Annotated in this window: 13 protein-coding genes and 1 pseudogene; 12 read left to right on the forward strand and 2 right to left on the reverse strand. The window is 48.5% G+C overall.

What is annotated here, in order from left to right; genetic code table 11:
- A partial coding sequence (locus IQ260_RS19475; RefSeq protein WP_193994763.1) for a phycobilisome rod-core linker polypeptide occupies positions 1-1,427 on the reverse strand: 1,427 nt, incomplete at its 3' end.
- Between the two features lie 410 nt (positions 1,428-1,837).
- Here IQ260_RS19475 and IQ260_RS19480 point away from each other — a divergent pair.
- The 12 genes from IQ260_RS19480 (at position 1,838) to IQ260_RS19535 (ending at position 11,201) form a co-directional block, all read left to right on the forward strand.
- Positions 1,838-3,040, forward strand: a complete 1,203-nt coding sequence (locus IQ260_RS19480; protein ID WP_193994764.1) for a class I SAM-dependent methyltransferase — start codon at positions 1,838-1,840, stop codon at positions 3,038-3,040.
- A gap of 261 nt (positions 3,041-3,301) precedes the next feature.
- A complete protein-coding gene (locus tag IQ260_RS19485) occupies positions 3,302-3,727 on the forward strand; it encodes an ATP synthase subunit I (RefSeq protein WP_193994765.1) in 426 nt (141 codons plus the stop codon).
- An 82-nt stretch (positions 3,728-3,809) separates the two neighbouring features.
- Positions 3,810-4,565 carry a F0F1 ATP synthase subunit A gene (gene atpB, locus IQ260_RS19490; RefSeq protein WP_228016275.1) on the forward strand — a complete coding sequence of 252 codons (756 nt, stop codon included), beginning with the start codon at positions 3,810-3,812 and terminating at the stop codon, positions 4,563-4,565.
- 106 nt (positions 4,566-4,671) lie between these two features.
- Positions 4,672-4,917 carry an ATP synthase F0 subunit C gene (gene atpE / locus IQ260_RS19495; RefSeq protein WP_006516215.1) on the forward strand — a complete coding sequence of 82 codons (246 nt, stop codon included), beginning with the start codon at positions 4,672-4,674 and terminating at the stop codon, positions 4,915-4,917.
- Positions 4,918-5,094: 177 nt separating this feature from the next.
- Positions 5,095-5,523, forward strand: a complete 429-nt coding sequence (locus IQ260_RS19500; RefSeq protein WP_193994766.1) for a F0F1 ATP synthase subunit B' — start codon at positions 5,095-5,097, stop codon at positions 5,521-5,523.
- A 76-nt stretch (positions 5,524-5,599) separates the two neighbouring features.
- Positions 5,600-6,121 (forward strand): F0F1 ATP synthase subunit B, encoded by a 522-nt coding sequence (locus tag IQ260_RS19505; RefSeq protein WP_193994767.1) that lies wholly within the window; start codon positions 5,600-5,602, stop codon positions 6,119-6,121.
- A gap of 3 nt (positions 6,122-6,124) precedes the next feature.
- The gene (gene atpH / locus IQ260_RS19510; RefSeq protein ID WP_193994768.1) at positions 6,125-6,688 is read left to right on the forward strand and encodes an ATP synthase F1 subunit delta; all 564 of its coding nucleotides are present in this window, start codon (positions 6,125-6,127) and stop codon (positions 6,686-6,688) included.
- 139 nt (positions 6,689-6,827) lie between these two features.
- Positions 6,828-8,342, forward strand: coding sequence for a F0F1 ATP synthase subunit alpha (gene atpA, locus IQ260_RS19515; RefSeq protein WP_193994769.1), 1,515 nt, complete (start codon positions 6,828-6,830; stop codon positions 8,340-8,342).
- Between the two features lie 75 nt (positions 8,343-8,417).
- Positions 8,418-9,362, forward strand: coding sequence for a F0F1 ATP synthase subunit gamma (locus IQ260_RS19520; RefSeq protein ID WP_193994770.1), 945 nt, complete (start codon positions 8,418-8,420; stop codon positions 9,360-9,362).
- Between the two features lie 188 nt (positions 9,363-9,550).
- Complete coding sequence (locus IQ260_RS19525; protein WP_193994771.1) at positions 9,551-10,030, forward strand: hypothetical protein; 480 nt, start codon at positions 9,551-9,553, stop codon at positions 10,028-10,030.
- Positions 10,031-10,249: 219 nt separating this feature from the next.
- Complete coding sequence (locus IQ260_RS19530) at positions 10,250-10,465, forward strand: hypothetical protein (protein WP_193994772.1); 216 nt, start codon at positions 10,250-10,252, stop codon at positions 10,463-10,465.
- 229 nt (positions 10,466-10,694) lie between these two features.
- Complete coding sequence (locus tag IQ260_RS19535; RefSeq protein ID WP_193994773.1) at positions 10,695-11,201, forward strand: hypothetical protein; 507 nt, start codon at positions 10,695-10,697, stop codon at positions 11,199-11,201.
- A gap of 26 nt (positions 11,202-11,227) precedes the next feature.
- Here IQ260_RS19535 and IQ260_RS19540 read toward each other — a convergent pair.
- Positions 11,228-11,470 (reverse strand): annotated as a pseudogene (locus IQ260_RS19540) (mechanosensitive ion channel protein MscS); the annotation flags it as partial.

The raw sequence follows: 11,470 nt of genomic DNA on the forward strand, positions 1-11,470 counted from the left end.
TTATTAAACGGAGCCGGACTATTACTGGGGTTACGAGTTTCTTTGGGGAAGATCGCTCCAAATTGAATCTCTAGCGGATCATTGCCGGAACCGTAGGGATGTTGGTCTGGTAGCGGTTGCTCGTAAGCCGCAAAGGTGGTCAAAAACTGCGGGGTCTTGCGAAAAGGCGCACTGTAATTCAGCAAGTTTTGCTGAGGTCCCCAGTTACGGCACTCTTGAGCCTCTTGACCCAGACCGCGCAGGTAAGGGACTGTTTCTTCGCCAAAGTAATCGCCGTACTCATTCGAATCAATCAGGGCATCAACTAGAGCTGATAAGCCACCATCGGTAACGATGGAGAAATACTTTTGAACCTCTTCACGGGAGCTGGGTCCACGCCCCAAAATATGCCTGAAGGCTAGTTCTAGGGCACGACTATTAATGTATGGTTCGAAAAAGTTTTTGCGATACAGGGGGGACTTGGCCAGGCGGCGAATAAATTCCTTCATGGCAATTTCGCCATTTTTCACCTTGGACTCTAAATCTGACAAGTCCAAGGAGTAAGCCCGCTTGATATCACGCTCAAATACCTGCCGATAGGCAGCTTTAACCACTGCATTTTTCTCGGAGCTAGAAAGACCCGGCTTCATTACAAATTTGGGCCGCCGCTCGGAGGCATTGAAATAGATCTGAGGCAGCTGTAAGCCTTGTAGATCTTTAGATGGGCGCTGGCGCAATTTATCGGAGGGGGCTGGAGCTTTAAACTCATCAACTAAAACGTTGAAGTAGGAGCGGATCAGCTCTTGCGCTTCAGCATCCCCTCGAAAGTACCCAGTGCTGGCTGCTCGCATGGTCTGTAAGGCGACTACGGTAGCTGCAGACGAGCAGGCATCCTCAATAATTTCTCGGAGACCACGAACATTTACAGAAATGATATTGGGGTCACCAGCAACGATGGCATAGGTCACATAGCGCAGAAACCAGCTCATGTCTCGTAGAGACTTTTGCATATTGCTAGGACCATAACGCCCTACATTAATGGAGCGAAAACCGGCTGGAATGGTCCCCAAATCACCGCCACCGCTGACTAGATTTCTCAGGCCGCTAAAGAGACCTTCACCACCACCGCTCTCAATGTAGGTGTCGGTACCCGCATTGGCATCGCCTGCCTGAGAATCAGGTTCAACTCGCTCTAAGTAAGATAGAGGGGAACCCCCGGTAAAGATACGGTTGGCGGCTTGTGAAACGATTAACTCTGAATAGCGAGTCAGAATCTGCGCGATCGCAATTCGCTTTTGTCCTGACTTAAAAAAGCCAGACAGCGAATCCAACTCGCCCCGCTCCATGTAGCGGTCCTGCTGTTCAGCTTGAGTAATCGTGGTAACCGGCAAGGTTTGATAAAGTTGTGGCCGCACTAAGGAGCTTCCACCACTAGCAGTTACAGTCATTCCTTTTCAAAGGCTCCCTTCTAATAGTTGATTGCAATAGGTGATTGCATCAGACCCTTTCCTCAACGCCGAGCAACTCAGGGTCAAAGCAGACCTAGAGTATTGGTTAACACCAGCAGGCAGCGCGACGGGCCTATCGGCTCTTACGACAGTTCCAGATTAAAACGATTACGGAACGCCAAGATGGTTGTCTAAAGACTGTGTAACATCTCGTTATTAGCCCACTGAGCCATCATAAAAGACGGTGTGCAACTGAATGAGAGAAAAGATAAGTTTTGTTACCTGTATTTACGAAGAGTTTCCCAAAAAATGCCAGTCTTAAGAGGCTAAGTTTTGAATTTTGTAGACACTGGACGGGTGTAGTTTGCCCACCCAAAAATCAAAACTGAGAACCCAAAACTACAGTTCCCATGACTTCTGCAAATGAGGCTGCCGTCAGTGCAGCAGTGGCCAAGTTATACGACACCTATCCCTTTCCACCAGAACCCCTAATTGATGAACCCCCTCCTGGGTACAACTGGCGGTGGTATTGGCCCACAGCCTATAACTTTTGCACAGGCCGATTGCCAGCAACAGAGAACGTCAAGATTTTAGACGCCGGCTGTGGCTCTGGTGTCGGGACTGAATATCTGGTGCACCTTAATCCTCAGGCCCAGGTAACCGGCATTGATCTGAGCGCTGGCACCTTGGCCGTAGCTCGTGAACGCTGTCAACGCTCAGGCGCTTCTGACCGTGTCAATTTTCACAATCTCAGCATCTACGATGTAGACCAACTTGAAGGGCAATTTGATCTGATCAACTGTGTGGGAGTCCTGCACCACATGCCCGATCCGATTCGGGGTATTCAGGCATTAGCCAGCAAGGTGGCTCCGGGAGGCCTGCTGCATGTATTTGTCTATGCCGCATTAGGGCGCTGGGAAATATCGCTAATGCAGCAGGCCATCGCCATGCTGCAAGGGGAACAGCAGGGTAACTATCGAGATGGCGTCTCCGTCGGTCGTCAGCTTTTCGACGCTTTGCCAGAAAACAATCGCATCGTCAAACGAGACAAAGAACGGTGGGCCTTAGAAAATCATCAAGATGAATGCTTTGCCGACATGTATGTTCATCCCCAAGAGGTGGACTACACCATCGACACCCTATTTGAGTTAATCGATGCATCCGGCTTAGAGTTCGTTGGCTTTTCTAATCCTCAGTATTGGAATCTAGAGCGTCTGATTGCCAAAGCCCCGGACGTAATGCAGCGAGCCCAGCAGTTAGATCAGCGAGTTCAATATCGCTTGATTGAACTGCTAGATCCTGAACTCACCCACTATGAGTTTTTCTTAGCTCGTCCACCGTTAACCAAAGTAGACTGGTCCGACGATCAAAAATTACTATCTGCCCACCCAAAACTCACCCCATGCCTATCTGGCTGGCCCAGCCGGTCCTTTTTTAATCCTGATTATCAGCTAGTCCAAGTCAGTGAGGAAGAGTATGCGTTTTTACAAGCGTGTGAGGCGGAGGCCGGGACAAAAACAGTGGCCGATATTCTGACATCGGCTGATTTGGAGCTATCAGCCGTACGTTCATTACAAATACGACAGCTGCTTCTACTAACACCGTCTGAATGAGCCGTTAGGTAGTCAGCTGCACTAAATGTGCACTGTGAATAATGGGTGAATCGGTAAATACTCGGTCACTCATTATTTGTGGGTGGCAGAAAATTGTGTATCTGTGGTAAGCCCAAGGGATTCGTATTAAGTATTGTTAGCTTTAAATGATATGATTGACCTCGGCTTACAGGCAGGGCTTCGGCCACTATTGTAAGTTTGCCTAGGCTAGTTTGAGTGATTTCTGTGAACTTGCCAGACGAACCTCTTAGAGATTCATCTATGGATGAAAATGATGCCGTAGCGGACGCTAGTGCCGATACGTTGGTCACTGGAACAGTTGATCCAGAACCTAACTCTTCAATGGAAGAGTATTATCAGCTTCAAAATGAGCTGCTTTTGCTAACGCTTGCATTGATGTTGATAGCCTTCATTTCGGTTTGGATGGCCTACTCCCTCAACACAGCTCTCAATTACTTAATTGGGGCATGTTCGGGTGTGGTTTACTTAAAATTGCTGGCTAAAAGTGTTGAGAAGCTTGGTAGGGAAAAATCTAAGGTGGGCAAGAATCAGCTTGCTCTTTTTATTGGATTAATAGTAGTCGCATCCCAGGTGGAGCAACTGCAAATCGTTCCAATTTTTTTAGGTTTCCTAACGTATAAAGCCGCTCTCATCGCATACATGCTCAAGGCATTGTCAACGACTTGATAAGTCTACGATCGTGCACTGACTAAATTAGCCATTAATCATTTGGCCTACTGTCTTTTTGGTCAACCTAACCTGAATTAAGATGCTAAGTTTGCTGCACTTTGATGTGTTGCCATTAGCCGAGTTAGAGGTAGGTCATCACTTCTATTGGCATGTGGGAGGACTTAAACTCCACGGCCAGGTCTTTTTGACCTCTTGGTTTGTGATTGGACTACTGCTGATAGCTTCGGTTCTAGCAACTCGAAATATGCAGAGGGTGCCCCAGGGGTTACAGAACCTGATGGAGTATGTCTTTGAATTTGTCAGAGACATTGCGAAGAATCAGCTTGGCGAAAAGGAATATCGTCCTTGGCTGCCGTTTGTAGGCACACTGTTTTTGTTCATCTTTGTGTCTAATTGGTCGGGGGCGCTTCTCCCTTGGCACGTGATTGAAATTCCTGAAGGAGAGCTTGCTGCTCCCACCGGTGATATCAATACAACGGTTGCCTTAGCTTTATTAACATCGCTTGCATATTTCTATGCAGGCTTTAAAAAGCGAGGTTTAGGATATTTCGCGAAATACATTGAGCCAACTCCAATTCTGTTGCCGATCGCAATTCTTGAAGACTTTACCAAGCCACTTTCACTGAGCTTTCGTCTCTTTGGAAATATCTTGGCGGATGAACTCGTAGTTGCCGTTTTGGTACTGTTGGTCCCTTTGTTTGTCCCCCTGCCCGTTATGATGTTGGGGCTGTTCACCAGTGCTATCCAGGCGTTGGTATTTGCCACATTGGCAGCAGCTTACATCCATGAAGCTTTAGAGGGGCATGGTGACGAAGGTCACGAGGAGCATGCTTAGCAGCTGTTGCTAGCGTACCTCTAATGAACCTCAGGTCATTTTACAGGCCTGTTTTTACTGACTCTAAGTCTTGTTTGTTTCGTATATACCGAAAAGGAAATACATTATGGATCCGTTAGTTGCTTCTGCTTCAGTTATCGCTGCTTCTCTAGCAGTTGGCTTGGCCGCAATTGGCCCTGGTATTGGTCAGGGTAATGCTTCTGGTAAAGCTGTCGAAGGTATTGCTCGTCAGCCCGAAGCAGAAGGTAAAATTCGCGGTACTTTGCTGCTGACTCTTGCATTTATGGAGTCTCTTACTATCTACGGTCTGGTTATTTCTCTGGTACTTCTGTTTGCAAACCCCCTTGCATAAGGAAGGTTGGCTTTAGGGGCGTTATCTGTGTTCGTGCTCCTTTTGGGCATCGAATGTCTTGCAGATAGCGCCTTCTAACTACATTGTGTTGGATTACACCTGAGTTGAGCCAATAAATACTTTTTTCTTCAACTTTCTTATGTGTTGATGGGTTCTCAGGTTTAGGGAAATCGGAAAATGTTTGATTTTGACGCAACACTGCCTGTAATGGCGTTGCAATTTGTTTTATTGACGTTTCTTCTAAACGCAGTGTTCTTCAAGCCTATTTCAGCGACGCTTGATGAACGGGACGGTTACATTCGGACCAATAAGTCCGATGCTGCAGAATATTTGCAGACAGCTGAAAAGCTTGCTAAGCAATATGAACAGGAGCTGTCCGACAGCCGCAAACAGGCTCAGGCATTGATTGCTCAGGCCCAGGCTGAAGCCCAAGAGGTTGTTGATAAACAGATCGCCCAGGCTCAGTCTGAGGCTCAGCAGCAACGTGAGCAGGTGCAAAAAGAGCTTGACCAACAAAAGCAGGAGGCCTTTCAGTCTCTTCAGGGTCAGGTGGATGTTTTGAGTCAACAGATTTTAGATAAGCTGTTGGGCTCTCAGGCTGCTTAGGCTTAGTTTTTTAAGTCTTTTGACTTGTTTTAGGAAGCTGCATTTTTTTTAGGATTATCGGCGCGCAGTGATTGCTATGGTTGAAAACTTTTGGCTACTGGCGACAGAAGAAGGCGGGTTTGGTTTAAATTTCAATATTTTTGAAACCAACCTTATTAACCTTTCTATTCTGGTTGCCTTAATTGTCTACTTTGGACGAAGCTTTTTAGGCAGCGTTATGGCAGAGCGACGCTCGGCCATTGAGGTTGCCATTCAGGATGCTGAAAAACGGCAAAAGGAAGCTTCTGAGGCTTTGGCTGTGCAGAAGAAGAACCTGACTGAGGCTCAGGCTACTGCTGTTCAGATTAAGTCTGATGGTGAGGCGGCCGCTAAGGTAGCCAAAGAGAACATCCTGGCGCAGGCGTCCAAAGATGTCCAGCGAATGAAGGACGAGGCTGCTCGAGACCTTACTTCCCAAAGGGAGCGTGTGGTAGTTGAGTTGCGTCAGCAGATCTCTACTCTTGCCATTGAGAAGGCTGAGACGCAGCTACGGTCCCAGATGGATGATGGGCTTCAACAGAAGCTGATTGATCAGAGTATTGGTCTTATTGGGAGGTAGCTTGTGAAGGATAGCGTAGTTATTGAGGGTTTAGTTAACCCTTATGCTCAGGCTTTATTATCCATTGCTCAGAACGGAAATTTGACTGACCGTTTTGCTCAGGATTGTTCCTCAATCCGTAGTTTGTTGGATTCATCTCCTGAGCTTGCCGATCTACTGGAAAATCCGATCGTCAATTCTGATGTTAAGAAGGGCGTTTTACGCCAGATCTTAGGGGACGGCGTACATCCGACAATGCTTAATTTTGTCATGTTGCTGGTAGATCGAGGCCGGATTGGCTTCTTGAGTCTTATGTGCAGGCGTTACCAGACTCTGTTTCGTGAGCTAAATCAGATTGTTTTGGCTGAGGTGATCTCGGCAGTCCCACTATCTGATGATCAAAGGGAGTCGATTCGCCAGAAGGTGATCGCAATGACAGGGGCTAATTCTGTAGAACTGGAGGCTTCTCTAGATTCTGAACTGTTGGGTGGCGTCATCATCAAGGTGGGTTCCCAGGTGGTAGATGCCAGTTTGCGCGGGCAGCTGCGGCGTATCGGTGTTCAGTTGAGTAGCGCTTCTTCTCGCTAGGGTGCTTCGGGCAAGAGCGTCTTGTTGTTTGCCCAGTAGTTAGGATGCGAGCTGGTTGAGACTGGTTTTTTGAGACCTATCTTAGCCGAGCATTGTTTAGGTGATTTTTGTTGATATCTGAGTTAGTAGAGCAACTCCCATGGTAAGCATCAAACCTGATGAAATCAGTAGCATTATTCAGCAGCAGATAGAGCAGTACGACCAGAGTGTCAAAGTATCCAACGTGGGTACTGTGCTGCAGGTAGGTGACGGAATTGCCCGCATCTATGGTCTTAATCAAGCAATGGCTGGTGAACTGCTTGAATTTGAAGATGGCACTGTCGGTATTGCCCTAAACCTCGAAGAGGATAACGTGGGTGCGGTACTGATGGGCGATGGTCGGGCGCTCAAGGAAGGTAGTTCCGTTAAGTCCACCGGCAAGATTGCCGAGGTCCCCGTAGGCGAGGCCATGTGCGGTCGTGTTGTGGACTCTTTGGCTCGTCCTATTGACGGCAAGGGCGATATCGCCGCTACCGATCGCCGCCTAATTGAATCTCCGGCTCCTGGCATTATTGCGCGGAAGTCAGTCTATGAGCCTTTGCAGACAGGGATTACAGCAATTGATGCGATGATTCCGGTCGGTCGTGGTCAGCGTGAGTTGATTATTGGTGACCGTCAGACCGGTAAGACTGCGATCGCAATCGACACCATCCTTAACCAGGCTGACCAAGACGTAGTCTGCGTGTACGTTGCTATTGGTCAAAAATCTGCCTCCGTTGCCCAGGTGGTCAGCGTTCTTGAAGAGCGTGGAGCGATGGACTACACCGTTGTTGTCGCTGCCAGCGCTAACGATCCGGCTCCTTTGCAATTCTTGGCTCCCTACACGGGTGCTGCGATCGCTGAGTACTTTATGTACAAAGGCAAAGCCACACTGGTGATCTACGATGACCTCACCAAGCAGGCCCAGGCATATCGTCAAATGTCCTTGCTACTGCGTCGTCCGCCCGGTCGTGAAGCCTATCCTGGAGACGTATTCTTTATTCACTCTCGTCTGCTAGAGCGTGCGGCCAAGCTCAGCCCTGAGCTAGGTGAGGGTAGCATGACCGCCCTGCCCATTATTGAAACCCAGGCAGGTGACGTTTCCGCCTACATTCCCACCAACGTAATTTCCATTACCGACGGTCAGATCTTCTTGTCTTCCGACCTGTTCAACTCGGGTCTACGTCCTGCCATTAACGCCGGTATCTCCGTATCCCGTGTAGGGGGTGCAGCCCAGACTAAGGTAATGAAAAAGGTAGCCGGTAAGCTCAAGCTGGAACTCGCCCAGTTTGATGAGCTACAGGCCTTTGCCCAGTTTGCGTCTGACCTGGATGCGGCTACCCAAGCCCAGCTGGCACGCGGTGTCCGTTTGCGAGAGCTGCTCAAGCAATCCCAGTACTCTCCCCGTGCTCTACACGAGCAGGTAACCGTTGTGTACGGCGGTATTAACGGGTTGTTTGATGATGTACCTGTAGAAAAGGTTGCGCCTCTTGTCGCTGAACTCTGTAACTACATCAACACCAGCAAGCCTGAATTGGTTAAGGAAATCAATGAAGGCAAAAAGCTGACTGACAAAGTTCAGGAACTAGCTAAGGAAGCGATTGCTGAGTGTAAGCAGTCCTTTATGGCCGCATAGGAGGAGATTGGCCTTACCCTCAGTAATCAAGTCATGGCTTGGCTATTGGGGGTATAAGGCTAAAAAATAACGCGTATGGCTAATCTCAAATTGATTCGAGACCGGATTAAGTCGGTCAAAAACACCCGTAAAATTACCGAGGCAATGCGTCTGGTGGCGGCGGCTAAAGTGCGTCGCGCGCAGGAACAAGTGGAGGCGACTCGTCCCTTTGCTGATCGCCTAGCTCAGGTATTTTACGGCCTTCAAACTCGCCTAAAGTTTGAAGATGCAAATCTGCCCCTGTTGCAGCAGCGCGACGTCAAGAACGTTGGCTTGGTAGTTGTTTCTGCCGATCGCGGTCTCTGTGGCGGCTATAACAGCAATATCATTCGGCGAGCCGAAAATCGTGCAAAGGAACTAGAGGCTGCTGGTATTGGCTATCAGATGATTCTGATCGGTCGGAAAGCTATTCAGTATTTCCAACGGCGCGATTATCCTATCGATGCCACATTTAGCGGGTTGGAGCAGATTCCTACCGCTGAAGAGGCCTCTAAAATTGCTGACCAGGCACTTTCTTTATTTTTATCGGAGGAAGTGGATCGGGTAGAGCTGATTTTCACAAAGTTTGTTTCGTTGGTCAGCTCTCGTCCAGTGACTCAAACACTGCTGCCTCTCGATCCTGAGGGTCTCGACAAGGAAGACGAAATGTTCCGTCTGACTAGCCGTGGCGGTCAGTTTCAGGTGGAGCGTTCAGCGGTGGAGACCGAGCAAGTACAGCTGCCCCAGGACATGATTTTTGAACAAGATCCGGTTCAAATTCTGGACGCGCTGCTGCCGTTGTACCTCAACAATCAGATTTTGAGGTCTCTGCAAGAGTCAGCCGCTAGCGAACTTGCCGCCCGGATGACAGCCATGAACAACGCTAGTGACAACGCTAGTGATTTGGTTAAAACCTTGACGCTTGACTACAACAAAGCTCGTCAGGCTGCCATTACCCAAGAAATTCTAGAGGTTGTGGGTGGTGCAGCAGCCCTCGGATAAGCGACGGTTGGATGGAGTTGCTCTAAGTTTTTAACCCCATATGGTTTGGCAGTGCTAAGGCGCTGCCTTTTTTTTGGGTAGAGGCGTTTTATGGAATATCTCTGCCTGTACATTTTTGGGAAAAAGGCTATATCCTAAACGTTAATCAACCGTCAATCAACCCCAGTCAACCATCGCGGACAGCGCCCATGGTCAACGAAGTATCCCAGTGGCTAGCGGAGATTCAAACTTTGCAGCAGCAGCTAAAAGCCCTCGGTCAAGAACGTGATCAGGCCTATGCAAGTGCGGCTAACTGGCGCAAATTATACGAGTCTGAATCTGAACAGCGTCGTCATGCCACTGCCAGAAGCCAGATACAGATTCGGGCCTTGGCTAACGAATTAGAGGTGTTTAAGCAAGCTCCACGTCAAGGTGAACCGTCCCGTAATTTGGAGCAAGTATTGGCCCAGGTAAAGCAGGTGGAGTCTGTAGAGGAGTTGCGATCGCAGCTAGCTGACACCCTCACCCTCTGCGACCAGCTCTCCAACGCCCTTAAAACCGAGCAAGCTGCCCACGAAGAAACTCGTCAAAACCTAACTACGGCATTAGGAGACACCATCGATTTAATTGCTAAAGACCAAACTTCCCAGTCAGAAAAATCTTCAGATCCGCATCAAGCAGGTGAATAGTCTGGTGGCATCGAGTCTGCTGCCTAGTCGCTAGAAGCCTGATTTCAAAGGACATTAGCGTCATGTCTGAAGATATCAGAGCTGAGTAAATTCGTTATATATAGAAAATATGAAGGGACAGATTAAATATTGGTATCTTTTGATAGATGTATGGTGGGAACTTTTGGGTTAAAATTCGCATGCTGCTTCGCTGAGTAGTTATTACTAGCGACATATATTATGAAAACTTTTTCTGATACCAAGATGATTACTGAGTCCGCACAGAACATTAGTGTTTCTGACCGCGAAACTCAGCCAGCATCTAACGATAAAAAAATCTACATGGCTGAACTCAAACGCTATCCCTATGGTCCCGATCTCCAAGTTGAGATTTTGCACCTGCAGGCTGAGGCGGACGCGTTGCTATTGCAGCTCAAAGCCATGGGGTGTCAATAACACAGCAAACAATTCATACCGCTTTCACCGCTTTTACTCAAGCAGCCGGTTAGAGGGGCATCCATCTTGCCGTTAACGCTTGGGTAGGGGGATTTAATTACAGTAGGGGCAGTGTGCTCAGTGGGTCTATCTGAGTGCTATTGCTGTGTTAAGAAAAGCAGCAAATTCACTTCCTTCCCATTAGAAACCGCCTACGTTAGGGAACAGATACACCACTCGTATGTGTTCCATGACCAATCAGCACAACGTTTTGTCAACGCCTGACCTATCGTCTGGCGACCTGCTGCGTACCCTTAACTTCCATGACACTTACACCTGCCCGGTGTGCGGTCATGGTGAGCTGTCTGTGCTGACTCTGACAGAGGCCTTTGCCTGTAGCTTCTGTCGGCATATTTTTGCGGCCAATTTAGAGTCTCAATCACTCCAAATGATAGATAGTGTTCAGCCCATGGTTTGGTTCTGGACAGGTGAGCGCTGGCGAAAAAGCGGTCGTCCCAAGGGTCACATAACGGCTGTGGTTTGGAGCTTTGCGCTGGCCATTGCCTGCCTGCCCGCGCTGCTGATTATGCTCTCCAACTACATGTTTCCCCCCATCGACAGTGATGGGTTGACCCAGTTTTCTGTGATTTGGACAGTGGCTACATTATTAGCCCATGCAGGAATTGTCCTATGGCTCATTGCCGAACATTACCAATGGCCCTGGTATGTCACTACAAAGATTAAGTTGAGTCGTTAAATTAACGGCCCTGAAAAATTGATTGGCTACAAATCAAACATTCGCCGAATGCGCTTTCTAGCCCAAATAACAGGGTTAGCGTCGTCTTCACTGGAGTCTACGAGATTAAGAGCTCGCATTTCACGTTGGCGTTTAGCCAGTTCGTCTCGATGCTGAGCCATCGCTTGGACCACCTGGTTAGAGAGGTCCGGGTAGCGCCGGAGTAAATCTGAGAAGCTGGGCTGGTTGATGACAAATAGCAGGGAATCCTCTGAGACCCGAGCCATGGC

This window comes from Leptolyngbya cf. ectocarpi LEGE 11479 (assembly GCF_015207065.1).
In the GTDB taxonomy this organism is placed as follows: Bacteria; Cyanobacteriota; Cyanobacteriia; order Phormidesmidales; family Phormidesmidaceae; genus Leptothoe; species Leptothoe ectocarpi.